The sequence below is a fragment of the Phycicoccus mangrovi genome, from assembly GCF_018729305.1.
GTDB lineage: Bacteria > Actinomycetota > Actinomycetes > Actinomycetales > Dermatophilaceae > Phycicoccus > Phycicoccus jejuensis.
Genome location: NZ_JAHHWP010000016.1, coordinates 25,366 through 50,576, shown reverse-complemented (window position 1 = coordinate 50,576; position 25,211 = coordinate 25,366). Strand labels below are relative to the sequence as shown.

At 74.6% G+C, this 25,211-nt stretch carries 25 protein-coding genes; 10 read left to right on the top strand and 15 right to left on the bottom strand.

All coding sequences use genetic code 11. The features are described from left to right. Positions 1-60: 60 nt before the first annotated feature. From KMZ30_RS14760 to KMZ30_RS14730, 7 genes are read right to left on the bottom strand one after another with little or no spacing between them, the layout of a single operon-like run. Entirely contained in the window at positions 61-1,122 is a 1,062-nt protein-coding gene (locus KMZ30_RS14760; RefSeq protein ID WP_215513277.1) for a Gfo/Idh/MocA family protein, read from the bottom strand. Continuing rightward, complete coding sequence (gene iolD / locus KMZ30_RS14755; RefSeq protein WP_215513278.1) at positions 1,119-3,077, bottom strand: 3D-(3,5/4)-trihydroxycyclohexane-1,2-dione acylhydrolase (decyclizing); 1,959 nt, start codon at positions 3,075-3,077, stop codon at positions 1,119-1,121. The genes KMZ30_RS14760 and iolD overlap by 4 nt, the downstream gene beginning before the upstream one ends. Next, positions 3,074-4,009, bottom strand: coding sequence for a 5-deoxy-glucuronate isomerase (iolB, locus tag KMZ30_RS14750; protein ID WP_215513279.1), 936 nt, complete (start codon positions 4,007-4,009; stop codon positions 3,074-3,076). Before iolB ends, iolD begins: the two co-directional genes overlap by 4 nt. Beyond that, a complete protein-coding gene (locus KMZ30_RS14745) occupies positions 4,006-4,908 on the bottom strand; it encodes a Cgl0159 family (beta/alpha)8-fold protein (protein ID WP_215513280.1) in 903 nt (300 codons plus the stop codon). The genes iolB and KMZ30_RS14745 overlap by 4 nt, the downstream gene beginning before the upstream one ends. 5 nt (positions 4,909-4,913) lie before the next feature. Then, positions 4,914-5,867, bottom strand: coding sequence for a 5-dehydro-2-deoxygluconokinase (iolC, locus tag KMZ30_RS14740; RefSeq protein WP_215513281.1), 954 nt, complete (start codon positions 5,865-5,867; stop codon positions 4,914-4,916). Then, complete coding sequence (locus KMZ30_RS14735) at positions 5,864-6,769, bottom strand: TIM barrel protein (RefSeq protein WP_215513282.1); 906 nt, start codon at positions 6,767-6,769, stop codon at positions 5,864-5,866. Before KMZ30_RS14735 ends, iolC begins: the two co-directional genes overlap by 4 nt. 11 nt (positions 6,770-6,780) lie before the next feature. Next, entirely contained in the window at positions 6,781-7,785 is a 1,005-nt protein-coding gene (locus tag KMZ30_RS14730; RefSeq protein ID WP_215513283.1) for a Gfo/Idh/MocA family protein, read from the bottom strand. Between the two features lie 59 nt (positions 7,786-7,844). Between KMZ30_RS14730 and KMZ30_RS14725 the strand changes: the two genes are divergently transcribed. After that, a complete protein-coding gene (locus tag KMZ30_RS14725) occupies positions 7,845-8,585 on the top strand; it encodes a GntR family transcriptional regulator (RefSeq protein WP_215513284.1) in 741 nt (246 codons plus the stop codon). Positions 8,586-8,600: 15 nt separating this feature from the next. Here the strand turns inward: KMZ30_RS14725 and KMZ30_RS14720 are convergent, their stop codons facing one another. Next, positions 8,601-9,368 (bottom strand): AAA family ATPase, encoded by a 768-nt coding sequence (locus tag KMZ30_RS14720; protein WP_308279785.1) that lies wholly within the window; start codon positions 9,366-9,368, stop codon positions 8,601-8,603. A gap of 158 nt (positions 9,369-9,526) precedes the next feature. Between KMZ30_RS14720 and lysS the strand changes: the two genes are divergently transcribed. The 5 genes from lysS (at position 9,527) to KMZ30_RS14695 (ending at position 12,973) form a co-directional block, all read left to right on the top strand. After that, positions 9,527-10,978, top strand: a complete 1,452-nt coding sequence (gene lysS / locus KMZ30_RS14715; RefSeq protein ID WP_215513305.1) for a lysine--tRNA ligase — start codon at positions 9,527-9,529, stop codon at positions 10,976-10,978. A 5-nt stretch (positions 10,979-10,983) separates the two neighbouring features. Then, positions 10,984-11,193, top strand: coding sequence for a hypothetical protein (locus KMZ30_RS14710; RefSeq protein WP_215513286.1), 210 nt, complete (start codon positions 10,984-10,986; stop codon positions 11,191-11,193). A 124-nt stretch (positions 11,194-11,317) separates the two neighbouring features. Then, the gene (locus KMZ30_RS14705; RefSeq protein WP_215513287.1) at positions 11,318-11,656 is read left to right on the top strand and encodes a histone-like nucleoid-structuring protein Lsr2; all 339 of its coding nucleotides are present in this window, start codon (positions 11,318-11,320) and stop codon (positions 11,654-11,656) included. Positions 11,657-11,712: 56 nt separating this feature from the next. Continuing rightward, positions 11,713-12,300, top strand: a complete 588-nt coding sequence (locus KMZ30_RS14700) for a (2Fe-2S)-binding protein (protein ID WP_215513288.1) — start codon at positions 11,713-11,715, stop codon at positions 12,298-12,300. 226 nt (positions 12,301-12,526) lie between these two features. Then, on the top strand, positions 12,527-12,973 hold the full coding sequence (locus KMZ30_RS14695; RefSeq protein WP_215513289.1) for a hypothetical protein: 447 nt from the start codon (positions 12,527-12,529) through the stop codon (positions 12,971-12,973). 86 nt (positions 12,974-13,059) lie between these two features. Here KMZ30_RS14695 and KMZ30_RS14690 read toward each other — a convergent pair whose 3' ends face one another. The 3 genes from KMZ30_RS14690 to ligD (KMZ30_RS14680) form a co-directional block, all read right to left on the bottom strand. Then, a complete protein-coding gene (locus KMZ30_RS14690) occupies positions 13,060-13,314 on the bottom strand; it encodes a hypothetical protein (RefSeq protein WP_215513290.1) in 255 nt (84 codons plus the stop codon). A 157-nt stretch (positions 13,315-13,471) separates the two neighbouring features. Then, positions 13,472-14,356 carry a non-homologous end-joining DNA ligase gene (gene ligD / locus KMZ30_RS14685; RefSeq protein WP_215513291.1) on the bottom strand — a complete coding sequence of 295 codons (885 nt, stop codon included), beginning with the start codon at positions 14,354-14,356 and terminating at the stop codon, positions 13,472-13,474. Beyond that, positions 14,349-15,305: a non-homologous end-joining DNA ligase gene (gene ligD / locus KMZ30_RS14680; RefSeq protein ID WP_215513292.1), complete on the bottom strand. Its 957-nt coding sequence runs from the start codon at positions 15,303-15,305 to the stop codon at positions 14,349-14,351. The genes ligD (KMZ30_RS14685) and ligD (KMZ30_RS14680) overlap by 8 nt, the downstream gene beginning before the upstream one ends. A 59-nt stretch (positions 15,306-15,364) precedes the next feature. Between ligD (KMZ30_RS14680) and KMZ30_RS14675 the strand changes: the two genes are divergently transcribed. The 3 genes from KMZ30_RS14675 (at position 15,365) to KMZ30_RS14665 (ending at position 19,121) form a co-directional block, all read left to right on the top strand. Further along, complete coding sequence (locus tag KMZ30_RS14675; protein ID WP_215513293.1) at positions 15,365-15,919, top strand: hypothetical protein; 555 nt, start codon at positions 15,365-15,367, stop codon at positions 15,917-15,919. A 108-nt stretch (positions 15,920-16,027) separates the two neighbouring features. Then, positions 16,028-17,002, top strand: a complete 975-nt coding sequence (gene ku / locus KMZ30_RS14670; RefSeq protein ID WP_215513306.1) for a non-homologous end joining protein Ku — start codon at positions 16,028-16,030, stop codon at positions 17,000-17,002. Positions 17,003-17,093: 91 nt separating this feature from the next. After that, complete coding sequence (locus KMZ30_RS14665; protein ID WP_215513294.1) at positions 17,094-19,121, top strand: hypothetical protein; 2,028 nt, start codon at positions 17,094-17,096, stop codon at positions 19,119-19,121. 5 nt (positions 19,122-19,126) lie between these two features. Here the strand turns inward: KMZ30_RS14665 and KMZ30_RS14660 are convergent, their stop codons facing one another. The 3 genes from KMZ30_RS14660 to KMZ30_RS14650 form a co-directional block, all read right to left on the bottom strand. Continuing rightward, positions 19,127-19,675, bottom strand: coding sequence for an amino-acid N-acetyltransferase (locus tag KMZ30_RS14660; protein WP_215513295.1), 549 nt, complete (start codon positions 19,673-19,675; stop codon positions 19,127-19,129). 362 nt (positions 19,676-20,037) lie between these two features. Next, positions 20,038-22,557 carry an ATP-dependent Clp protease ATP-binding subunit gene (locus KMZ30_RS14655; RefSeq protein WP_215513307.1) on the bottom strand — a complete coding sequence of 840 codons (2,520 nt, stop codon included), beginning with the start codon at positions 22,555-22,557 and terminating at the stop codon, positions 20,038-20,040. Between the two features lie 530 nt (positions 22,558-23,087). Beyond that, positions 23,088-23,705 (bottom strand): CGNR zinc finger domain-containing protein, encoded by a 618-nt coding sequence (locus KMZ30_RS14650; protein WP_308279787.1) that lies wholly within the window; start codon positions 23,703-23,705, stop codon positions 23,088-23,090. Between the two features lie 70 nt (positions 23,706-23,775). Here KMZ30_RS14650 and KMZ30_RS14645 point away from each other — a divergent pair, with 70 nt between their 5' ends. Then, on the top strand, positions 23,776-24,345 hold the full coding sequence (locus tag KMZ30_RS14645) for a hypothetical protein (protein WP_215513309.1): 570 nt from the start codon (positions 23,776-23,778) through the stop codon (positions 24,343-24,345). A gap of 10 nt (positions 24,346-24,355) precedes the next feature. Here the strand turns inward: KMZ30_RS14645 and KMZ30_RS14640 are convergent, their stop codons facing one another. After that, positions 24,356-25,183 carry an Fpg/Nei family DNA glycosylase gene (locus KMZ30_RS14640; protein WP_215513310.1) on the bottom strand — a complete coding sequence of 276 codons (828 nt, stop codon included), beginning with the start codon at positions 25,181-25,183 and terminating at the stop codon, positions 24,356-24,358. Positions 25,184-25,211 lie beyond the last annotated feature (28 nt).

The window sequence follows — 25,211 nt, the reverse complement described above, 5'->3', positions numbered from 1 at the left end:
CGTGTCAGTGGTGGATTCAGTGTGTCAGGTGCGGCCGCGGATGTGGAGTCCGCGCCCGGGTCACGGAACGGCGACGGGATCAGCAGCCGAGGCGTAGAGCGCCGGCCGCTCGGCCAGCGTGACGGCGACCGGCGCACCGGACGCGAGCGAGGTCATGCCGGCGGTGCTCACGGCGGTCGCGGCGTAGCCGTCCCACGCCGAGGCGCCGACCGCGCCGCTGCCCGAGCGGATGCCGTCGACCCAGGCCTGCACCTCGAGGTCGTAGGCGCGGGCGAAGCGCGTCCGGTAGTCGGCCGGGACGACACCGCCCCACGCCCCCTCGCCCCCGGCCGCGCTCGTGCCGAGCAGCGCGGTCGAGTGCAGCCCCGCGGTGAGCGAGCCGCGCTCGGCCACCGCCTCGAAGCGCACCTCGTAGCCGACCTGGCTGTTGACGAACACCTCGTTGGTCACGAGGCCGCCGCCGGCCATCCGGAACAGGGCGACCTGCGGGTCGAGGACGCCCTGCGCGGCGTGCGACGTCGGGGCGGGTGCGAGGACCGTGACCTCGACGATCTCGTCGTCGAAGAGGAAGCGCGAGGAGTCGACCTCGTGGACGAGGCTGTCGCGCACGATCATCTCGGAGCGGAAGTCGGCGTTGGGGACCGACCGGTTGCGGTGCACGTTGTGCAGGACGAGCAGCCGCCCGCGGTCGCCGGCCGCCAGGAGCGAGCGCACCTGCGCGTACTCGGGGTCGAAGCGCCGCATGAACCCGACGGTGACGAGGCGCCGCCCGAGTGCCGCCTCGGCCTCGACGAGCCGCAGCGAGGACGCGTCGTCCATCGTCAGCGGCTTCTCGCAGAGCACGGGCTTGCCGGCCGCGAGGCAGGCGAGCACCTGCTCCTCGTGGACGAAGCCGGGGGAGGCGACGACGACGGCGTCGACGTCGTCGTCGGCCACGAGGTCGAGGGGGTCCTCGTGGGCCCGCGCGCCCAGACGGCCGGCGAGCTCGCGGGCCCGCGCGTGGTCGGGGTCGGCGACGGCGGCCAGGCCGGCGCCGGCGACGCGGGCGGCGAGGCGCTCGGCGTGGTCGGTGCCCATGAGGCCGACGCCGAGCACCCCGACGCGGACGGTGGACGGGCTCATCGGGCGGTCTCCTTCGGGAGGGTCGGGGCGAGGTGGTGGCGCTGCGCGGCCTTGGCCTCGCGGTACGCGGTGGAGGCGCCCTGGGTGGACGCGAGCGACGAGACCTGCGCGACGGGGACGTCCCACCACGACTCGCTCGACGGGGCGTGGACGCGCGGGTCGGTCTCGACGTGGATGACGACCGGGCCGCCGTCGCGCGGGGCGGCCTTGGCCTGCGCCAGAGCGGCGAGGAGCTCGTCGCGCGAGTGCACCTCGATGACGTGGGCGCCGAGGCTGCGGGCGTTCGCGGCGAGGTCGACCGGCAGGTGACCGCCGTCGAGCCGTCCGTCGGCGCCCCGGTACTCGTACGAGGTCCCGAAGCGCTGCGAGCCGAGGCCCTCCGACAGCGACCCGATCGAGTGGAAGCCGTGGTTCTGGACGAGCACGACGACGAGCTTGACCCGCTCCTGGACCGCGACGACGAGCTCGGTCGGCATCATGAGGTAGCCGCCGTCGCCGACCATCGCGACGACGTCGCGGGTGTCGTCGGCGAGCGCGACCCCGAGGGCGCCGGGGATCTCGTAGCCCATGCAGGAGTAGCCGTACTCGACGTGGTAGCCCTTGCGGTCGCGCACCCGCCACAGCTTGTGCAGGTCGCCGGGCATCGAGCCGGCCGCGCAGAGGACGACGTCGCGCGGGTCGGTGTGCTCGTTGACGACGCCGAGCACCTGGCCCTGGGTGAGCAGGCCGGGCGCGAGGCCGTCGGTGACATCGGCGGGCGGGTCGTAGGTCGCGTCGACCTGGGCGTCCCACGCGCGCCAGAGGTCGGCCACCTCGTCGGCGTAGGAGTCGTCGACCCGGTGGCCGGCCAGGGCGTCGGTCAGCGCCTCGAGGCCGGAGCGCGCGTCGGCGACGAGCGGGATGCCGCTGTGCTTGCCCGCGTCGAACGCGGCGACGTTGAGGCTGACGAACCGGACCCCGGCGCGCGCGAACGCGGTCCGCGAGGCGGTCGTGAAGTCCGACCAGCGCGTGCCGACACCAATGACGAGGTCGGCCTGCGCGGCGAGCGCGTTGGCCGCGGTCGTGCCGGTGGAGCCGACCGCCCCCACGAGCTGCGGGTGCCCGTGCGGGAGAGCGCCCTTGCCGGCCTGGGTCTCGGCCACCGGCACCCCGGTCGCCTCGGCGAAGGCGGCGAGCGCGGTCTCGGCGCCGGAGTAGTGCACGCCGCCGCCGGCGACGACGAGCGGCCGCTGCGCCGAGCGGAGGGCGTCGGCGACGTCGGCGACGCGCGAGGGCTCGGCCGGCGGCCGGGCCACGTGCCAGACACGCTCGGCGAACAGCTCGACCGGCCAGTCGAAGGCCTCGGCCTGCACGTCCTGCGGCAGCGAGATGGTCGCCGCACCGGTCTCGGCGGGGTCGGTGAGCACGCGGCAGGCGCCGAGGAGCGCCGCGGGCAGCTGCTCGGGCCGGTCGACCTGGTCGTAGAAGCGCGACAGCGGCCGGAAGGCGTCGTTGACGCTGACGTCGGCGGCGTACGGCAGCTCGAGCTCCTGGAGCACGGGGGCGGCGACGCGCGTGGCGAAGGTGCCCGACGGCAGCAGGAGCACCGGGATGCGGTTGATGGTCGCGAGCGCGGCCCCGGTGAGCATGTTCGTCGAGCCGGGGCCGACCGAGGCGGTGACCGCCCACGTCGTCAGGCGGTCGCGGTGCTTGGCGTAGCCGACGGCGGTGTGGACCATCGCCTGCTCGTTGCGGCCGAGGACGTAGCGCAGGCCGGGCTCCTCGCCGGCCTCGGCGGCGCGCAGCTCGTCCTCGAGGAGGGCCTGCCCGACACCGGCGACGTTGCCGTGGCCGAAGATGCCGAGGCACCCGGCGAAGAGGCGCTGCCGCTCGCCGTCGCGCTCGGTCCACTGCTGCGCGAGGAAGCGCACCACCGCCTGCGCGACGGTGAGGCGGACGGTCTCGGGCGCGGTCATCGGCTGCCTCCCAGGGGAAGTCGGGGGTCGAAGGGCTCGTCGGGCCAGGACTCCCGCACCCAGGCGTGGGCGGGGTCGTCGCAGATGCGCCAGGCCCGCTCGGGGCCGGGCCCGGCCATGACGTTGAGGTAGTAGAGGTCGGCGTCGGGGGCGGCGACCGCCGGGCCGTGCCAGCCGTGGGGCACGAGGACGACGTCGCCGGTGCGGACCTCGGCGACGACGTCGAGGGGCCGCTCGTCGCTCGACCCGTAGACCCGGAGGTAGCCGACGGGGTCGGTCCCGCGCGGGTCGGTCGAGCGGGTCTCGACGTAGTAGACCTCCTCGAGCTCGGTCTCCTCGCCGGGCCGCTCGACGTCGTGCTTGTGCGGCGGCCAGCTCGACCAGTTGCCGGCGGGCGTGACGACCTCGCAGACGAGGAAGGAGTCGGCGTCGAGGACGTCGGGCAGGCCCATGTTCCGCACCTCGCGGCTGGCCCGGCCGGCGCCGCGCAGCTCGACGGGGACGTCGGCGGCGGCCAGGTGCCGGAACGGCTTGGGCGCGTCGGCCTTCGTCGCGGGGGCACCGCACAGGGCGACCCGGGCCGGCCCGTCGGTCGTGCCGGTGACCCGCAGGCGCGAGCCGCGGCCGGCGTAGACGACGTCGGTGGGGCCGTCGAAGACCGAGGCGCGGCCGGCGAGGTCGACGGCGTGCGTCGTGCCGTCGGCCTCGGTCACCTCGACCCGGACGGACCCGACGAGCGGGACGACGAGCGTCTCCTCCTCGCCCGCCTCGTGCTCGACCGGAGCCCCCTCGAGAGTGGCGACCCGCAGCGTCGTGTGCCGCCACCCGGGGACCGGCGAGGAGGACGTCGGCGTGACGGCGACCCCGAAGTCGCCGTCGACGGCGCTGCCGAGCGGGCGGACGTACGCCTCGTTGTCGCGACCGGTGCTCATGACGCCCCACCGTGGACGAGGTCCGCCGCCACGTCCACCGCGGCGGCGACGTCGCCCTCGCGCGGGTAGAGCAGGGCGCGCCCGACGACGAGCCCGCGGACCGACGGCAGCCCGAGGGCGTGCCCCCAGGACGCGTACGTCTCGGCCGGCGCGCCGGCGGGGTCGCCGCCGAGGAGCAGGGTCGGCAGGGTCGTGGCGTCCATGACCCGCTCGAGGTCGTCGACGACCGGCAGCTTGAGCCACGTGTGCGCGCTGCTGGCGCCGAGGCCGGAGGCGACGTGCACGGCGCGCACCATCGACTCGGCGTCGAGCAGGTTGCGCACGCGGCCGTCCTCGCGCACGGACCAGAACGGCTCGACCATCGCGAGCAGCCCGGCGTCGGCGAGGTCGGTGACCGCCTGCGCGCACGCCTCGAGGGTACGGACCGAGCCGGCGTCCTCGAGCGCGATGCGGGTGAGCATCTTGCCGCCGTCGAGCCCGAGCCGGCGGACGGCCTCGGCGGTGTAGGCGGTGAAGCGGTCGTCGAGCTCCCACGAGGCGCCCTGCAGCCCACCGCGGTTCATCGAGCCGATGACAACCTTGCCGTCGAGCGCGCCGAGCAGCAGGAGGTCCTCGAGGATGTCGGGGGTCCCGAGCACGCCGTCGACACCGGGGCGCTCGAGGGCCGTGACGAGCCGGTCGAGCAGCTCCGTGCGGCTGGCCATCGCCATCGGGTCGGCGCCGACGCCGAGCGCGCCGCGGGCGGGGTGGTCGGCGGCGACGAGGAGCAGGCGGCCGTCGGCGGGCAGCAGCGGGCGCAGCCGGCGCTCGTCCCACAGGCGGGCCACCTGCTGCGGCTCGCGGGCGCGCACCTCGGTGAGGCGGGCGAGGTCGGCGGGTCCGACGCGGCGGGTCGTCACGGCGGTCACCGCCCGGCCCCGGCGAGCGCGGCCTCGACCTCGTCGCTCGTCGGCATCGCGGTCGAGCACTCGAGCCGGCCGGCGACGATGGCGCCGGCGACGTTGGCGAAGCGGACGGTCCGCTCCAGGTCCCAGCCCTCGAGCAGCCCGTGGACGAGCGCGCCCCCGAACGCGTCGCCGGCGCCGAGGCCGTTGACGACGTCGACGGGGAAGGGGGCGGCCTCGACGCGCTCGTCGGCCGTCGCGGCGAGGACGCCGCGGGGCCCCTGCTTGACGACGGCGAGCTCGAGCCCGCGCTCCAGGAGGGCGTCGGCGGCGCGGTGGGGGTCGGTCTCGCCGACGGCGACCTCGCACTCCTCGAGGTTGCCGACCGCGACGGTCACGTGCTCGAGCGCCCGGCCGACCTCGGCGCTCGCCTCGGCGGGGTCGGCCCAGAACATCGGGCGCCAGTCGAGGTCGAGGACGGTGTGGCGGGCCCGGCCGCGCGCCGCCCACGCGGTGTGGTGCGCGCCGCGCGAGGGCTCCTGCGACAGCCCGGTCACCGTCGCCCAGAAGACGCGGGCGTCGCGCACGGCGTCCAGCGGCAGGTCGTCGTCGGTGAGCAGCAGGTCGGGGGCCGTCGGCCAGCGGTAGAACGAGAGCGGGAAGTGGTCCGGCGGGTGCACCTCGCAGAAGGTGACCGGCGTCGGCGGCCCGTCCCCCGCGTGGACGGCGATGGCCGAGCCGTCGACCCCGAGGCGCTCGGCCTCGCGCCGGACGTACCGGCCGAAGGCGTCGTCGGCGACCTTGGTGACGAGGAGGGCGGAGTGCCCGTGCCGGGCGGCGGCGACGGCGACGTTGGTCGCGCTGCCGCCGAGGAACTTCTGGAAGGTCTCGACGTCCTCGAGGCCCACCCCGTGCTGGAGCGGGTAGACGTCGACCCCGGTGCGCCCGATCGCGACGAGGTCGGGGGTGCTCACGGGCGGTCCCCGAGCCGGTCGGCGACCCCGACGACGTGCGCGACCGAGGCCCGGACGTCGGCGGCGGGGTCGACCCCGGTGGCGTCGGGGTCACCGGTGAGGACCGTGTCCTGCTCGAGGACGTACCAGCCGTCGTAGCCGGCCGCCTCGAGCGAGCCGATGATCGCGGCGACGTCGACGTCGCCCTCGCCGAGCGGCACGTACATCCCGGCGCCCACGGCGTCGGTGTACGAGAGCTCGCCCGCGCGCACGCGGTCGGCGAGGTCGAGGCGCACGTCCTTGAGGTGCACGTGCCCGATGCGGTCGGGGTGCTGCGCGGCCACCGCCACCGGGTCGCCGCCGCCGATGAGGAGGTGCCCGGTGTCGAGGCAGAGGGCGATGCGGCTGCCGGCGAGGACGCGCTCGGTCTCGGTACCGCTCTCGACCATCGTGCCGACGTGCGGGTGGAGCGCGGCGAGGAGGCCGCGCGCGGCGGCGGCGTCGCTGATCCGGTCGAGGTTGGCCAGCAGCGTCGCCCACTGGTCGTCGTCGAGGTCCGGGCGCTCGTCGTAGCCGTCGGCCCCGGTGGCCGCGGCGATGACGACGACGCCGGCCTGCGCGGCGACCAGGCCGGTCATCGCCTCCTCGACCGCGGGGAGGGGGTCGACCGCGGTGTCGTGGAGGACGACCGGCACGAACTGCCCGACCGCGCGCAGGCCGGCGGCCGCGAGCGTCTCGGCCTTCGCCTCGGGCGCGTCGGGGAGGAACCCGTCGGGGCCGAACTCGGTGGCGGCGAGGCCGACCTCGCGCATCTGGGCGAGGACGAGGTCCGGGGTCAGCTGGTGGCCCCAGCCGGGGACCTCGCAGACGCCCCAGGAGATGGGGGCGCCGGCGATGCGCTGGGCGACGGGTGCGGTGGTCATCGACGGTTCCTTCAGGTGGTGGGGATCTCGGACAGGGCGACGGTGCGGCCCTCGGCGAGGGCGAGCGTGGCGGCCTCGACGACGCGGGAGGCCTCGAGCGCGTCGCGGACGGTGCAGGGGCTCGGCGCCGCGCCGCGGGCGACGTCGAGGAAGGCGGCGAGCTCGGCGCGGTAGGCCGGCTCGAAGCGGTCCATGAAGGCCTCGTGGACCGGCCCGGCGGGGAAGGTGACGCCGTCCTCGACCGAGCGCAGCGCGAGGCTGTCGTCGAGGCCGACGGCCACCGAGCCCTCGGAGCCGACGACCTCGAGCCGGACGTCGTGGCCCTGGCCGGAGTAGCGGGTCGTCGTGAGGACGGCGATGGTGCCGTCGTCGAGGGTCAGCAGCGCGGCGGCACTGGCGACGTCGCCGGCGGCGGCGAAGAACGGTTCCCCCTTCGTGCCGCCGACGGCCTGGACGGTGAGCACCTCGCGGCCGGTGACGAAGCGGACGGCGTCGGCGTCGTGCACCGCGCAGTCGCGGAAGATGCCGCCGGAGGTCGGCACGTAGTCGGGGTGCGGCGGACGGCGGTCGGACGTCGTCGCCCGCAGGGTGTGGACGAACCCGAGCGCGCCGGACGCGACGGCCTCGCGGGCCCGCCGGTAGCCGGTGTCGAAGCGCCGCTGGAAGCCGACGTGCACGGGGGTGTCGGCGGCCTCGACGAGGCGCACGAGCTCGAGCGTGCCGTCGAGGGTGGCGGCGAGGGGCTTCTCGACGAAGACGGGGACGCCCGCCTCGACGCCGGCCCGCACGAGCGGGGCGTGCCCGGGGGTGGAGGTCGCGACGACGAGGGCATCGAGGCCGGAGCCGACGAGCTGGTCGATGGCGACGGCCTCGGCGACGGGGAGGGTCGCGGCCACCTGCGCCGCGCGGGCCGCGTCGGCGTCCGCGACGACGAGCGCCCCGACGCCCTCGAGCCCGGCCAGCGTGCGGGCGTGGAACGCCCCGATCCGTCCGGCTCCCGCGAGTCCGACCCTCATCCGACCTCCTTTGTCAGGACATACTGACACGACGCGGCGCCGGCTGTACAGTCCCCTCCATGGCGGCTCGACAGGTGACGGTGCGGATCGACCGCACCTCCCCCGTGCCACTGTGGCACCAGCTCGCCGAGCAGCTCGGCGGGGCGGTGCGCGACGGCGTCCTCGCGCCCGGCGACGCCGTCGAGAACGAGCTCGACCTCGCGAGCCGGCTCGGGCTCTCGCGGCCCACCGTCCGCCGCGCGATGCAGGACCTCGTCGACCGCGGCCTGCTCGTGCGCCGCCGCGGCATCGGGACGACGGTCGCACCGACCCGGGTGCACCGTCGGGCCGAGCTGTCGAGCCTCCACGACGACCTCCTGCGCACCGGCCGCACCCCGGGCACGACCGTGCTCTCGCTGGAGATGACGCGCAACGAGGAGGCCGCCGCCGCGTTCGAGCTGCCCTCCGAGACACCGCTGCTCGGCATCGTCCGGCTGCGGACGGTCGACGGGCGCCCCCTCGCCGTCCTCCACAACTGGCTGCCGCCGGGCCTGTCGGACCTCACCGCCGAGGAGCTCGAGGCCACCGGCCTCTACGCCGCCCTGCGCACCCGCGGCGCCGTACCCGTCGTCGCCCGCCAGTCGGTCGGCGCCCGGATGCCGACCCCCGAGGAGCGGCGGCGGCTCGCGCTCAAGGGCACGAAGCCGGTCCTCACGATGGCGCGCACGGCCTTCGGGGCGCACGGCGAGCCGGTCGAGCACGCCAACCACTGCTACGACGCCGACGGCTACACGCTCGAGATGACCCTCGACGAGCGTTGAGCCCCGGCGCCCCCGTCAGTCGTCGAGGTCGTCGACGACGTGCCGCAGGTACCGGCGCGGGGCGTCGAGGAAGCCGCGGTGGTGCGCCACGAGGTCGAGCTCCTCCCACGCGCTCGGCCGGATGCCGTGCTCGCCGAGCTCGAGCAGGTGCGCCCCCGGGACGGCCGCGAGCACCGGCGAGTGCGTCGCGAGGACGACCTGCGTGCGCGGCCGCCGGGCCATCTCGGTCAGCTCGGCGACGAGGTGCAGCTGCGCCGAGAACGACAGCCCGGCCTCCGGCTCGTCCATCACGAAGAGGCCCTCGCCGCGGAAGCGCCGCGTGCCGAGCAGCGCGACGAAGGACTCGCCGTGCGAGAGGCCGTGGAAGAGCGGGTCACGGCTCCACGGTGAGTCGGCGCGCGAGGTGTCGAGGTAGGTGAAGAGGCCGTGCATCGTCTCGGCCCGCACGAAGTAGCCCCAGCGCGGCGCCCCGGGGTCGCGGACGACGCGCAGCCACTCGTGCAGCGGCGACTCGCTCGCGTGGGTGCGGTGCGCGGCGCCGGTCGAGCCGCCCTCGGCGTTCATCCCGACGGCCATCGCGAGCGCCTCGACGAGCGTCGACTTGCCGGAGCCGTTCTCGCCGACGAGCACCGTGCAGCGCGCGAGGTCGACGCCGTGCGCGAGGACCTGCTCGACCGCCGGCACGGTGCGCGGCCAGACGTCGGGCGGCGGCAGCTCGACGGGGTCGGCGTGCTCGAGCCGGCGCGCGGGCAGCCCCTCCTCCCAGCTCCCGTGCCTCGCCACGCGGGCGACGCTACCGACGCGCCCCGACATCCGGGCCTCGTGCCGGCGGCGGTCGCTGGGCGGGCAGGGGGCGGACCGGCCCCCGCGGGTCCGTAGGCTTGTCCTCCGTGACCGAGAACCCCACCACCGCCCTTCCCGAGGCCGAGCTGCCCGAGCAGATGCGGGTCCGGCGCGAGAAGCGCGACCGGCTGATCGCCGAGGGCGGCCAGGCCTACCCCGTCGCCGTCCCGCGCACGCACTCGCTCGCCGAGGTCCGCGAGCAGTGGGCGCACCTGGAGACCGGCGAGGAGACCCAGGACGTCGTCGCCGTCGCCGGCCGCGTCGTCTTCGTCCGCACCACCGGCAAGCTCGCGTTCGCGACGCTGCAGGAGGGTGTCGGCACCCGCCTCCAGGTGATGCTCAGCCTCGCCGAGGTGGGGCAGGAGGCGCTCGACGCCTTCAAGCGCGACGCCGACCTCGGCGACCACGTGTGGGTCGAGGGTCGGGTCATCTCCAGCCGTCGTGGCGAGCTGTCGGTGATGGCGACCCGCTGGGGCGTCGCGAGCAAGGCGCTGCGGCCGCTGCCGACCCTCCACAAGGAGCTCTCGGAGGGGTCGCGCGTCCGCCAGCGCTACGCCGACCTCGTCGTGCGCCAGGAGGCCCGCGACATGGTGCGCACGAAGGCCGCCGCGCTGCGTGCCGTCCGCTCCGTCCTCGACGGCCAGGGCTACCTCGAGGTCGAGACGCCGGTGCTCCAGCTCATCCACGGTGGGGCCGCGGCCCGGCCGTTCCGGACGCACCTCAACGCGTTCGACCAGGAGATGGTCCTGCGCATCGCGCTCGAGCTCAACCTCAAGAAGGCCGTCGTCGGCGGGGTCGACCGCGTCTACGAGATGGGCCGCATCTTCCGCAACGAGGGCGTCGACGCGACGCACTCCCCCGAGTTCACGATGCTCGAGGCCTACCAGGCGTGGGGCGACCAGCGCTCCATCGCCGGCCTCATGCGCGACCTCTACCTCGGCGTCGCCGACGCCCTCGGGTCGCGGCAGGTCGAGACGCCTGCGGGCACGGTCGACCTCGACGGCGAGTGGCGCTGGCTGCCCGTCTACGAGGGGGTCAGCGAGGCCGTCGGCGAGGAGGTCACGCAGGAGACCTCGAAGGAGACGCTGCTCGCGCACGCCGAGCGGCACGGGGTCGAGGTCGACCCGGCGCTCGAGAAGGACAAGGTCTTCCTCGAGCTGCTCGGCGAGCTCGTCGAGCCCGGCCTGCTCCAGCCGACCTTCCTCTGCGACTACCCCGCCATCGCGCAGCCGCTCGCCCGGCCGCACCGCGACACCCCCGGGCTCATCGAGGCGTGGGACCTCATCATCGCCGGCGTCGAGCGCGGCACCGGGTTCTCCGAGCTCGTCGACCCCGTCGTCCAGCGCGAGGTCCTCACCGCCCAGTCGCTGCGGGCCGCCGGCGGCGACCCCGAGGCGATGCAGCTCGACGAGGACTTCCTGCGCGCGCTCGAGTACGGCGCCCCGCCGATGGGTGGCCTGGGCCTGGGCGTGGACCGGCTCATCATGCTGTTCACCGGCGCGAACATCCGCGAGACCATCCTCTTTCCGCACCTGAAGCCGGAGGCCTGATTCCGATGGGTTCGATCGTCCCCTATCTCGTCGCGATCATCCCGACGATCGTCGCGGCGGCGTTTTTCTACGTCATCGTCAAACGCATCATGGAGGCCGACCGCAACGAGCGCCTGGCCCAGAGCCGGTTCGAGGCCGAGCAGGACCGCCAGGCGGCGCGAGAGGCGTCCGCTGAGCACGGAACGCCGCCGGGAAACGACGAAAAGGCCGACTGAGGAATTTCTCGGACTTTCCTTTCCTTTACCTGCGCTTTACCCTGTGGGTGAGACGTCGCGCACCTTTGTGCGGCATGCTCGGACCACCCCTGCAATTCCCTTCTGCATTCGGAGGCACGACACCATGGCCAAAAAGGTCCAGGTCCTTCTCGTCGACGACGTCGACAAGGAGTCCCCTGCCGACGAGACGGTCACCTTCGCCCTCGACGGCGTCAGCTACGAGATCGACCTCACCAGCGACAACGCGAGCAAGCTGCGCGACGCGATGGCGGTGTGGATCGGCCACGCCGAGCGCACCGGCGGGCGGCGCAGCGCCTCCCGCGGCGCGGCCAAGAGCAGCGGCGGCAGCAAGCGTGACGTCTCGGCGATCCGCGAGTGGGCGCGCAGCAACGGCTACGACGTCAGCGAGCGCGGCCGCATCTCGAGCGAGGTCCAGGAGGCCTACGACAAGGCGAACTCCTGAGCCACGGTTCGCCCGACGCAGCGGCGGCACCCGACCCGGGTGCCGCCGCTGCGCGCATGTCCGCCCGCCACGCGTGGCTGCGGTTCGTCGTCGGGGGGCCTGACCTGCCGCACGACCTCGACGTCGACCCCGACCCGTGGCGCGAGGGGCTGCGGCGGATGCACGCCCGCTGGTACGACGGCGTCGCCCCGCCCTCGGTCGCGGCGGTGTTCGTCCTCCAGTGGCTGCTCCAGGTGCCGGCGCACACGGCCGCGCACGCCGCCGCGGCCGGGCCCGCGCGGGCGGTCCTCGACGGACTGACCTTCTCGCTCGCCCCCTCGCTCGTCCCCGACACCGTGCGGCTGGCCGGGCTCATGCCCGACTCGCGGGACCTGCCCGCCCGGCTCGACGCCGCCGAGGCCGACTACCGCGCCGTCGCGACCCCGCTCGCGCAGGGGTACCGCAGCCCGGTGCGCCTCGGGCCGCACGTGCGCGCGGCGCTCGTCGACGACATGTGGGCCGCCGCCCGCCGCGAGGCCGAGTCGGCGGCCGGGATGCTCCGGCCCGGCGGTGTCCCCCGCGCGTCCTGCTGCCTCATCTACGCCCTGCCCGGGTGCGTCGAGTGCGCCGGCTGCCCCCGCCTGCGCCGCACCCACTCCCCCTGATCCGACCCCGCCCCCTGACCCCGCCCCCTGACCCCGACCCCCTCTTCATCGACTTCTTGCGAGTTGAGCCGCTCGACACGCCGTCCAGCGGCGCGTCGAGCGGCGGAACTCGCAAGAAGTCGGGATCAGGACCGGCCGGCGGACAGGTCGGCCAGTCGGATGGCTCTCGCGCGCCTGAGTACCGGTGCTCACGCCGGCCCGCGCCGGGCGCCGCCATGCTCGCGCCATGACCACCGCTCTCGCCGCTCTGCGGCGCACCGCCGCCCTCGCCGTCCTCGCGTGGGCGGCCCTCACCCTCGTCGAGCGGCTCTCCGGCCCCACGGTCGGCGCGAACATCGGGGCGGGGCTCGCCGCGATGCTCGTCGCCGCCGTCACCGCCCTCGTCTGGGGGGTCGTCGACGGCCTGCGGGCCGGCGCCGCCGGGCCCGTCATCATGCGCTGGGGCGTCGTCGCCGTCCTCGCCGTGCCCGTCTTCACCGCGGCCGGCCAGCTCGGCGCCCCGACCGCGTTCGACTGGGGCCTCTGGGCGACCGAGACGGTGGTCGGCGGCTGGTTCTGGGCGGTGCTCGTCGCCGTGCCGGCCCTCGTCGGCGCTGCGGTCGGGGTGGGCCTCTCGGGCCGCCGCACCCCGACGCCGACCCCGACCACATCCCCCCGCCACCGCCCCGCCTGACCCCTGCATCCCGACTGATTGCCCATCTGCCACGTGGAACGGGGCGGATCGGGCCCTCGGAGGTGGCGGATGGGCAAGAAGTCGGGTCAGGGGAGGCGCACCCAGCGGGCGCCGTCCCACCGCCACGTGACGCCGCGCGTGCTCGTCTCCGTCGGCAGGGCGGCCGGGTCCGGCGGACGGGGCACGACGACCGGCCGGTCGTCGTGGACGCCTGCCGCCTCCGCGGCGGCGGCCGTGAGGGCGGCCGTGCCGACGAGGGCGACGGCGGTGGCCGAGGTCAGGGCGCCGACGAGGCGCAGGCCGGTGGAGCGGAACGGTCCGGAGCGGGTCGAGGAGGTCATGGCTCCAGCCTCGGACCGGCCCGGATGACCCCGCTGTCCGCTCCCTGTGCACCTCCCCTGACCGCGGACCACCCGACTCATTGCGAGTTCCGCCGCTCGACCCGCGGTGCGTCGGCGTGTCGAGCGGCTCAACTCGCAAGAAGTCGATGGGTCCGGGTCAGGGGAGGTCGGCGAGGAGGTCGCCGTCGCGCTCGACCCGCTCGAGCACCTCGTCGAACATCAGCTGGGCCAGCGTGCCGTCGTCCTCGGCGCCGGCCTCGACCTCGTCCCAGGTCCGCGGGGCCGCGACGTGCGGCAGCTCGCGGCCGCGCAGCGAGTACGGGCTGATGGTCGTCTTCGCCGCGACGTTCTGGCTCCAGTCGAGGAACACCTTGCCGGGGCGCAGCGACTTGGTCATCTTCCACAGCACGAGCTCGGGATGCTTCTTCGTCATCTCCTGCGCCAACTGCTGCGCGAGGTCGCGCACCTGGTCGGAGGTCAGGTCGCCGCCGAGCCGCGCGTACAACTGCATCCCCTTGCTCCCCGAGGTGACGGGGTGCAGCTCGAGGCCGAGCCGCTCCAGCCGGTCGCGCACGAGCAGCGCGACCCGGGCGCACTCGCGCAGCCCGGCCGGCTTGCCGGGGTCGAGGTCGATGACGAGGCGGTCCGGGTGCTCGGGGACGCCGTCGTCGTCGACCGTCCACTGCGGGACGTGCAGCTCGAGGGAGTTGAGGTTGACGAGGTAGGTCAGCTCGGCCATCCCGGGCACGAGTGGGTAGCGGACGTCGTCGACCTGCACGCCGGGCAGCCACGACGGCGCCCCGGAGGGCAGGTTCTTCTCGAAGAACATCTGGTCCTCGACCCCGTGCGGCCAGCGCACCCGTGTCACCGGTCGGCGCGCGAGGTGGGGCAGCAGCACCCCGGCGACCCGCGCGTAGTAGTCGAGCACCTCGCCCTTGGTCGTCTCGGTGGCGGGGTACATCACCTTGTCGAGGCTGGTCAGCTTCAGCCGCCGCCCGTCGACCTCGACGCGCGTCACCTGGGGGACGTACCGCTCAGCCACCCTCCTCGACCTCCTGCAGCTCGTCGGGCGTGAGGTCGGCGCGCACCCCGAGGAAGGTCGGCTGGCGCAGCCGGTGGTCCGGGGTCAGCTGGAGCGTGCGGACCTCGACGACGACGGCCGGCTCGACCCACGTCGTGCCGGACGCGTCGATGCGGGGCACCTCGTCGGCGAACGGCGGTGCGTCGCACTCGTGCCGGCGCACCCGACGCAACAGCGCCTCGCCGGCCGACCCCGCGAGCCCGGACCCGACGCGCCCCGCGTAGCGCCAGCCACCCTCGCCGTCCGGCAGCCCGACGAGCACCGCCCCCAGCCGGTCCGCCGACGACGCCCCCGACCCCACCTCCGGCCGCCAGCCCCCGATCACGACCGAGTAGGTGCGCCGGTGCGCGACCTTGCGCCAGTCCGGCGAGCGCCGACCGGGCAGGTAGCGCGCGTCCCGCCGTTTGCTGACGACCCCCTCGAGCCCCTGCTCGCCGGTGACCCGCAGCAGCACCGCGCCGTCGTCGTGCACCTCGGGCACCCGCCACGCACGCCCGTCGAGCTCGAGCTCCTCGAGCAGCCGCCGCCGCGCCGACCACGGCTGGCCGGTGAGGTCCTGCCCGAAGAGCCGCAGCAGGTCGAACACCATGAGCGTCACCGGGCGCGAGCGCGCCAGCCGCTCGGCCTGCGCCCGCTTCGTGACGTGCATCCGCTCGGTCAGGGCGTGGAAGCTCGGCAGCCCCTCGTCGAGGGCGACGACCTCGCCGTCGAGCAGCAGGTCGTCGTAGGTGCCGGCGAGCGCGTCGAGCTCGGGGAAGGCCGCCGTCACGTCGCGCTCGGTCCGCGAGGTCACCGTCACCGACCCGCTGCGGACGTCGACGAGCACCCGCATCCCGTCCCACTTCACCTCGTGGACCCACGCGTCACCGCGCGGCGGGGCCTCCGCGGCGGTCGCGAGCATCGGACGCATGGGCCCATCCTGCCGCCCGCGGGCCCCGGAGCGCCCCGGGCACGGGTTAGCGTCGCGCCATGGAGGCCGCGGGCGCCGGACCCGTCGTGCTCGTCGAGGGCGAGAGCGACGCCGTCGTCGTGCGCACGCTGCTCGCGGGCCGTGGCGTGGCGGCCACCGTCGTCCCGATGGGCGGGGTCACCAACCTCGCCCGCCACCTCGACGGGCTCGGCGGCCCCGGGCCCGGCGTCCTCGCCCTCGTCGACGCCCCCGAGATGCGCTTCGCGGTGGGCGCGCTGCGTCGGCACGGCGTCATCGCCCGGGACGTCGAGGAGCTCGCCTGGCACGGCGTCTTCGTCTGCGACCGCGACCTCGAGGACGTCCTCATGCGCGCCCTCGGCGCCGACGCCGTCCGCGACGCGCTCGCCTCGATGGCCGAGCTCGGCGCGTTCGAGTCGATGGCCCGGATGCCGTACTGGCGCGGCCGGCCGGTGCTCGAGCAGCTGCACCGGTTCGCGGGCTCGGGGTCGGGGCGCAAGGCGCGGCTCGCCGCCCGTCTCGCCGAGCGGCTCGACCCCGACGCCCTGCCGGACCCGCTCGGGGCGCTGGTCGACGCCGTGGCCGCCCGCGCCTGACCGCCGACCCGACCCGCCGCGGGCCCTCCCCCGTCGGCGCCGACCGCCCTAGGCTGGGTGGACGTGCCGGGGGCACCCGGGGCGAGCGACGAGAGGACGGGACCGACGATGCGCGCGATCTGGAAGGGCGCGGTCTCCTTCGGGCTGGTCAACGTGCCGGTGCGGCTCTACTCGGCGACCGAGAACCACGACGTGCAGTTCCGGCAGGTGCACCGCGAGGACGGCGGCCGCATCCGCTACCGGCGCTTCTGCTCGATCGACGGCGAGGAGGTGAGCTACGACGACATCGCCAAGGGCTACGAGACCGAGGACGGCGACATGGTCGTGCTCACCGACGACGACTTCGCCGACCTCCCCTCGCGCTCGAGCAAGGAGATCGGCGTCACGAAGTTCGTGCCCGCCGACCAGATCGACCCGATGTGGCTCGACAAGAGCTACTACCTCGAGCCCGACAAGTCCGCCACCAAGCCCTACGTCCTCCTGCGCGACGCCCTCGAGAGCGAGCAGCGCGTCGCCGTCGTCACCGTCTCGATCCGGACCCGCATGACGATGGCGATCCTGCGCGTCCGCGACGGCGTCATCGTCATGCAGACGATGCTCTGGCCCGACGAGGTGCGCGCCGCCGACTTCGCCGCGGTCGACGAGCAGCACGCCACCCGCCAGGAGATGGACATGGCGAAGATGCTCATCGACCAGCTCGCCGGCGACTACGACCCCGCCGAGTACGAGGACGACTACGCGCTCGCGGTCAAGGAGCTGGTCCGGGCCAAGGTCGAGGGCGGCGAGGTGCGGGTCTCCGCGCCCGAGGAGGAGGAGTCCGGCGAGGTCGTCGACCTGCTCGCCGCGCTGTCGCGCTCGGTCGAGCGGGCCAAGGCCTCTCGCGGCGAGGCGCCGTCCTCCGGCGGCTCGTCGGCGAAGGCGGCCCCGAAGGGCTCGTCCGGCTCGTCCGGCTCGTCCGGGAGCACGAAGAAGGCCGCGGCGAAGAAGGCCTCCACGACCAAGAAGGCGGCGTCGAAGAAGTCCGCCGCCACGAAGAAGTCCGCGGCGAAGACGGCGAAGAAGGCCGAGAAGAAGGCCAGCTGAGCCGACGTCGATGGGCCGTCGCGCCGCCTCCTGCCTACGATCGGGTGCGGCGCCGCAGCGCCGTGCCGCCCCGGCGACGACGGAGGGACCGATGACGAGCACGCTGCGCCGCGCCGTGGCCGGCTCCGTCGTGTCCGCCCTCGTCGCGCTCTCCCTCGTCGTCGCGGCGCCGGCCGGTCCCGCCGCGGCAGCCGAGGAGGGGCTCGCGGTGTCGGCCGTCAGCCGCTACCGGCTCGACCCGGCGGCGGACCTCGTGCGCGCCGCGATGACCCTCGACCTGCGCAACACGAGCAAGGACACGAAGGCCGACGGCGGCGTCTACGCCTACTTCTTCGACGCCTACACCGTCCCGATCCCGGCCGGGGCGACGAACGTCCGGGCGACGAGCGGCGGCCGCCGGCTGTCGGTCCGGACCTCCGGCACCGACGACCCGAGCACGCAGACGGTGCGCATCGGCTTCCCCGCCCTGCGCTACGACCAGCAGCGCCGGATCGTCCTCGAGTTCGACGTCCCGGGGGCGCCGCCGCGCTCGGCGAACAGCACGCGGGTCGGCCCCGGCTACGCCACCTTCGTCGCCTACGGCCCGGGCGACGAGGGGCACAACCGCGTCGAGGTGCTCGCCCCGTCGGCGATGTCCTTCTCCAGCACCGTCGACGGGTTCGACACCGCCCGGTCCGGGGGCACGGCGACGTACACCGCGACGGAGAACACCTTCGACGGGGGCCTCTGGGCGACGGTCTCGCTGCGCGACGCCGCCCAGGTGACGGAGCGCACGGTCGAGGTCGGCGACCTCTCGCTCACCCTGTCGGCCTTCCCCGACGACGAGCAGTGGTCGCGCTTCGTCGCGGGACGCGTCGAGGACGGTCTGCCCGTCCTCGAGCGCCTCGTCGACACCCCCTGGCCCGGCGGCCTGCAGCGCATCCGGGAGGACGCCTCCCCCTCGCTGCGCGGCTACGACGGGTGGTTCGACCCGACCGGCGACGAGATCGTCGTCGGGGAGCAGCTCGACGACGACCTGATCTACCACGAGCTCTCGCACGCCTGGGTGTCCGGCGACACCCTCGAGCAGCGCTGGCTGTACGAGGGGCTCGCCCAGGCCGTCGCCGAGCGCGCCGTCGCCGAGACCGGTGGCACACCGCGCGAGCACCGAGCCGTCGAGCGCGACGACCGCGACGCCCTCCCCCTCAACGGGTGGACGGGGGACGCGGGCAGCAGGTCGGCCGACGTCGACGCCTACGCCTATCCCGCCTCCTACCGCGTGATGCACGCCCTCCTCGCCGACACCTCGGACGCGGAGTTCACCGCCGCGGTCGGTGCCGCCGTGCGCGGTGAGCGGGCCTACGACCCGCCGGGCCTCGTGACCCCGAGCGGCGGGCGCACGTCGTGGCAGGACTGGCTCGACCTCGTCGAGGACCGGGCCGGTGTCGAGGGCGCCCCGGAGCTGCTGTCGACCTGGGTGCTCACGAAGGAGCAGCGGGCGCTCCTCGCCCCGCGCGAGCGCGAGCGGACGGCGTACCGGGCCCTGGACCGCGCCGACGGCCCGTGGCTGCCGCCCGAGGGGCTGCGCGACGCGATGACGGTCTGGGACTTCGACCGGGCCCGCCAGGTGCGCGAGGCGGTCGCCCCGCTCGGGCCCGACGTGGCCGCCGTGCAGCGCGCCTCCGCCCTCACCGGGCTGGCCGTCCCGCCGAGCGTGCGCGAGGGCTACGAGCAGGCCGCCCTGGACCCCGACTACCGCGAGCTGGCGTCCACGCTGCCCGCGACGGCCACGGCCTTGCGCGAGGTCGGGTCCGCCCGCGACACCGCCGCCCGCGAGCGCGACCCCCTGTCGGACGTCGGGGCGACGCTGCTCGGCGTGCGGCAGCGGGCCGATGCGGCGCGCGCGGCCCTGGCCGACGGCGAGGTCGCCCGGGCCGCCACCCTGGCCCGCGAGAGCACGGACCGCGCCGGGTGGGCCCTCCCGCTCGGGGTCGGTCTCCTGCTGCTCGCGCTGGTGCTCCTCGTCGGCACGACGACCGTGCTCGTCGTCGCGCTGCGCCGCCGTCCCGCCGCCCGCCACGCGGACGCCTCCCGCGAGCGGGCCCCCGACCGCGCGATGGACCCCTCCACCGGCGGCTGAGGCCGTCAGAGGACGCGGAGCATCCGGGTGTTGCCGAGGGTGTTCGGCTTGACCCGCTCGAGGTCGAGGAACTCGGCGACACCCTCGTCGTAGGAGCGCAGGAGCTCGGCGTAGACGGCCGGCTCGACGGCTTGGCCCTCGATGGCCTCGAAGCCGTGCCGCGCGAAGAAGGCGGTCTCGAAGGTCAGGCAGAACAGCCGCGACAGCCCGAGCTCGTGGGCCCGCTCGACGAGCCGCGTGATGAGGGCGCTGCCGACCCCGAGCCCGAGGACCGAGCGGTCGACGGCGAGGGTGCGGACCTCCCCGAGGTCCTCCCAGAGCACGTGCAGCGCCCCGCAGCCGACGACCCGGGGCGGCGTCCCGTCCCCGCCGTCGGTCTCGGCGACGACGAAGTCGGCGACCGACTCGTAGTAGGCGACGGCCTCCTTCTGGAGCAGCACCCGGGCCTCGGCGAGCGGGGCGACGAGCGCCCGGATGGCGCGGACGTCGGCGGTGCGGGCGGGCCGGACGACCACCCCGGTGCGGGGCGAGGCGACGGCGTCGGAGGAGGCCATCCCGGCAGCGTAGCCGCGGGGCGGCGGCGGACGGCGACGGTGTCCGGACAGGGGCACGGCCCGCCACCGCAGGGGTGGTGGCGGGCCGCTGCAAGGAGCCCCGGAGGCCCTTGCCCGCACAAGTCTGCGGGATCCGTCCATCCAGTGGGGTAAAGACACGGTAAGGATTTCGCGGTGCGAGCCCGGTATTCGACGGAATCCGTGGGTCCAGAGGCGATGTCACCGGCCGCGAGATATCCCCCGGACACACCGAGGGGGGCCCCCCCGGGGGGGGGGGGCCCCCCGGGGGGGGGGGGGGGCCCCCCCCCCGGGGGGGGGGCCCCCCCCGGGGGGGGGGGCCCCCCTCGGTGGACGGGGTCGGCTCAGCCCTCGGCGGCCTCGGCCGCGACGACCGGGAGCTCGATGCCCCGGCTGTGCGGCGTGCCCTGGAAGGTGAACGTGTCGTCCTTGGTCTCGCCGGTCGCGTCGACCGCGACGATCTCGCCGGACTTCAGCTCGTTGAAGAGGATCTTCTCCGAGAGGATGTCCTCGATCTCGCGCTGGATCGTGCGACGCAGCGGACGCGCACCGAGCACCGGGTCGTAGCCCTTGGTGGCGAGGAGGTTCTTCGCCGCCGGGGTGAGCTCGATGCCCATGTCCTTGTCCTTGAGCCGCTTGTCCAGCTTGGCGATCTCGAGGTCGACGATCTGGACGATCTCGGCCTGCGAGAGCTGCGGGAAGACGATCGTGTCGTCGACGCGGTTGAGGAACTCGGGACGGAAGTGCTGCTTGAGCTCGTCCTGGACCTTGGCCTTCATCCGCTCGTAGTCCGAGCGGGTGTCGGGCCCGGCGGAGAAGCCGAGCGTGCCCTTGGAGATGTCCCGGGTGCCGAGGTTGGTCGTCATGATGATGACCGTGTTCTTGAAGTCGACCATCCGACCCTGGGAGTCGGTGAGGCGGCCGTCCTCGAGCACCTGCAGGAGGCTGTTGAAGATCTCCGGGTGGGCCTTCTCGACCTCGTCGAAGAGCACGACGGAGAACGGCTTGCGGCGCACCTTCTCGGTGAGCTGGCCGCCCTCCTCGTAGCCGACGTAGCCGGGGGGCGAGCCGAAGAGGCGCGAGACGGTGTGCTTCTCGCTGTACTCCGACATGTCGAGCTGGATGAGGCTGTCCTCGTCGCCGAAGAGGAACTCCGCGAGCGTCTTGGCCAGCTCGGTCTTCCCGACGCCGGTCGGGCCGGCGAAGATGAACGAGCCGCCGGGGCGACGCGGGTCCTTGAGGCCGGCCCGCGTGCGGCGGATGGCCTGCGAGAGCGACTTGATGGCCTCGTCCATGCCGACGACGCGCTTGTGCAGCTCGTCCTCCATGTGGAGCAGGCGGCTGGACTCCTCCTCGGTCAGCTTGAAGACCGGGATGCCCGTCGACGCGGCGAGGACCTCGGCGATCAGCTCCTCGTCGACCTCGGCGATGACGTCCATGTCGCCGGACTTCCACTCGGCCTCGCGCTTAGCCTTCTCGTTGCGCAGGTTCTTCTCGTCGTCGCGCAGGCGCGCGGCCTTCTCGAAGTCCTGGCCGTCGATGGCCGACTCCTTCTCGCGCACGACGCCGGCGATCTTCTCGTCGAACTCGCGCAGGTCCGGCGGCGCGGTCATCCGGCGGATGCGCAAGCGCGCGCCCGCCTCGTCGATGAGGTCGATCGCCTTGTCCGGGAGGAAGCGGTCGTTGACGTACCGGTCGGCCATGTTCGCCGCCGCGACGAGCGCGCCGTCGGTGATGGACACCCGGTGGTGCGCCTCGTACCGGTCGCGCAGGCCCTTGAGGATCTCGATGGCGTGCGCGAGGGTCGGCTCGGCGACCTGGATCGGCTGGAAGCGGCGCTCGAGCGCGGCGTCCTTCTCGATGTGCTTGCGGTACTCGTCGAGCGTCGTCGCACCGATGACCTGCAGCTCGCCGCGGGCCAGCATCGGCTTGAGGATCGAGGCCGCGTCGATGGCGCCCTCGGCCGCCCCGGCCCCGACGAGGGTGTGGATCTCGTCGATGAACAGGACGATGTCGCCGCGGGTGCGGATCTCCTTGAGGACCTTCTTCAGCCGCTCCTCGAAGTCACCGCGGTAGCGGCTGCCGGCGACGAGCGCGCCGAGGTCGAGCGTGTAGAGCTGCTTGTCCTTGAGCGTCTCGGGCACCTCGCCCTTGACGATGTCCTGCGCGAGGCCCTCGACGACCGCGGTCTTGCCGACGCCGGGCTCACCGATGAGCACCGGGTTGTTCTTGGTGCGGCGGGAGAGCACCTGCATGACCCGCTCGATCTCCTTCTCGCGCCCGATGACCGGGTCGAGCTTGCCCTCGCGGGCGGCCTGCGTGAGGTTGCGGCCGAACTGGTCGAGGACGAGGGAGCCCGCGGGGGTGCCCTCGGCGGGACCGCCCTGGGTGCCGCCGGCGCCCTGGGCCGCGCCCTCCTTGCCACCCTGGTAGCCCGAGATGAGCTGGATGACCTGCTGGCGCACGCGCGAGAGGTCGGCGCCGAGCTTGACGAGCACCTGGGCCGCGACGCCCTCGCCCTCACGGATGAGGCCGAGGAGGATGTGCTCGGTGCCGATGTAGTTGTGGCCGAGCTGGAGCGCCTCGCGCAGGCTCAGCTCGAGGACCTTCTTGGCGCGCGGCGTGAACGGGATGTGACCGGTCGGGGCCTGCTGGCCCTGGCCGATGATCTCCTGCACCTGCTCGCGCACCGCCTCGAGGCTGATGCCGAGGCTCTCCAGGGCCTTGCTCGCGACACCCTCACCCTCGTGGATGAGGCCGAGGAGGATGTGCTCGGTCCCGATGTAGTTGTGGTTGAGACCGCGCGCCTCCTCCTGGGCGAGCACGACGACGCGCCGGGCGCGGTCGGTGAACCGTTCGAACATGGTGCTTCTCCTGACGTCGAGTCCCCTCGATGCTAGTCGCGCTGCCTGTCGGTGGCGCCCCCGTTCCTCACGGAGGGGGGTGCGCGTCTACGAGGTGGTCAACGTCGTGAGCACGCAGGCCTGTTCCGCGTTCGCCCACGGCGTAGCGCCGGCACCCCGCGTCCCACCCACCCCACGCGCCTCCTCTTTTCGGGGTCACCCCGAAATGTCCACCGGGCGGGACCTCGGAGCCGGGTTCTCGTGGACGAACCGGGGGTCTGCACCCGGCCGGGGTGGTCCCGCCGTGCCGGGGTGCCAGGACGCAGCGGCCGGGCGAGGTGAAAGCGGCGAGGCGACATCGATGCGGCCGGGCGGGGTCGGGGCGCCCCCGTCCCAGCGGTCCTGCCGACCCCGCAAAACCCCGGCCATATCGGGTGACCCGATACGGCCGCGCTGGACCCCGGAACCGTTCCCGGGTGAAGCGCAGGGATATCGGGTCACCCGATACGCGTGGGACTCGTGAGACGGGGGCGGGGCGGGGGCTGCGAGGATCAGCGGCGGGAGCGGGTGCGCTCGGCGTGCGCGCGGACCTTGGCCCGGTTGCCGCACCAGGCCATCGAGCACCACCGGCGCCGGCCGGAGGTGTCGAGGAAGACCCAGCCGCACCCCAGCCCGGGGCACGCCCGCACCCGCGCCACCTCCGGCCGGGTCACGAGGTCGGCGGCCACCCAGGCGAACGCGTCGGAGGGGCGGTCGAGGTCGTCCGGAGAGATGCCCTGCACCCGCCAGCGGGCCGGGTGCCCCGGGACGAGCTGCACCCCGGTGGCCGCCGACCGGGTCGCGACGGTCAGCGCCCCGACCGCCTCGCCGTCGCTCGGGTCGAGCGCGGCGTCGCGGATGACGGCCCGGACGGTGCAGGCCCGCTCGAGCGCCGCCGCGGCGGCCTCGGGCTGGCGGTGGGCGGCGCGTCGCAGCCGCTGGACGTCCCCCGCGGGCAGCAGGTCGAGCTCGCCGGCGAGCACCGCGAGGTGGTCGTAGGTCTCCAGGTAGTCACTGGCGTGCGTGCCGTCCCACCCGGAGAAGGTGTTGACGAGCTCGAGCGCCGGGTGGCCCGCCACGGGTCGGGGCAGCACGAGGCCGTCGACCTCCACCCAGTGCTGCTCAGCCACCCGCAGAGCGTATCCGTGGGGTACGGTCGAACCTAACCGCTCACATCGCATTTCCGGTTAGGAGACCGCCATGACGACCACAGCCACCCGCAGCACCACCCGCCGCACCCTGGCCGCCCTCGGCGTCGCGACCCTCCTCGGAGCCGGCGTCGCCGCGCCGGCCGCGAGCGCGCACCCCGGCCCGGGCCACCACCACGGGTCGCCGTGGACCCCGTACCGCACCGAGGAGGTCGTCGTCCCCGCTGCGCGCTCGACCTGCGGCTTCGACACGCGCATCACGCCGCTGCGCGACGAGGAGGAGTACCGGACGACCTCGACCTGGCCCGACGGGACGCCCCGCACGCAGCTGTTCCGGGGTGCGCTGATCGAGCGCTACACGAACCTCTCGACCGGCGCCTCGGTCGTGCGCGACCTCAGCGCGACCGCCGTCTTCGCCTACCGCCCCGACGGCTCCCCGGAGTCGCTCACCTCGCTCCACGGCGCGTTCGGCACGACGATGCCGCCCGGCAGCCGCCCGGACACCGGCCTCTACGTCCTCGGCGGCCGCGGCACGCGCGTCGTCTTCGAGACCGACGGCACGCGCACCTTCACCCTCGGCCGGCACGGCACGGCGGAGGACGTGTGCGAGGCCATCGACTGACCCCGCCCGCTCAGCGGCGCCGCTGGCAGCGGCCGCACCAGAAGAGGTTGCGCCTGGCGACGACCTGGGTACGGATGCGCGAGCCGCACCGCGGGCACTCCTCGCCGGTCCGCTTGTAGACCTGCGAGGTGCGCTCGGTCAGGTGCGGCCGCTCGCCCCGCCCGAGCGCCGCCTCGACCTCGAGCACCTGCTCCTCGACCGTGACGATGCGCCCGGTCGCGACGCCGAGCGGCATGAGGCGCACGAGGTCGTCCCACACCAGGCGCCACGACGCCGGCTTCATCGCCCGGCCCTCGGTGAACGGCGAGAGGCGGTGACGCCAGAGCACCTCCGAGCGGTAGACGTTGCCGACCCCGGCGAGCACCGCCTGGTCCATGAGCAGCTCGCCGACGCTGCGGCTCGAGCGCTGGATGCGGCGCCACGCGCGGTCGGGGTCGGCGTCGGGACGCAGGGGGTCGGGGCCGAGCCGGTCCATCACGGCCGCGACCTCGTCCGGCGTGACGACCGCGCAGAGGTTCGGGCCGCGCAGGTCCGCGACGTGCTCGGGGGTCGCGAGGCGCATCCGCACCGCCCCGACCGGCGCGACCTCGGCCGTCCAGTCACGCCCGTCGACCCGGAAGGTGCCGATGAGGCCGAGGTGCACGTGCACCCAGCGCTCGCCCTCGAACTCGAGGAAGAGGTGCTTGCCGCGCGAGGTGGCCGCGAGCAGCTCGCGACCCGTCACCTGCGCGGCGCCCTCCTCGAAGCGCCCCTGCGGGCTCGTGACCTCGGGGCGGGTGCCCGCGAAGGCCGCGTGGAGGTCGCGGGCGAGCGCGAACAGCGTGTGTCCCTCGGGCATAGGCCCATCCTGCCCCGGCCGCCGACCG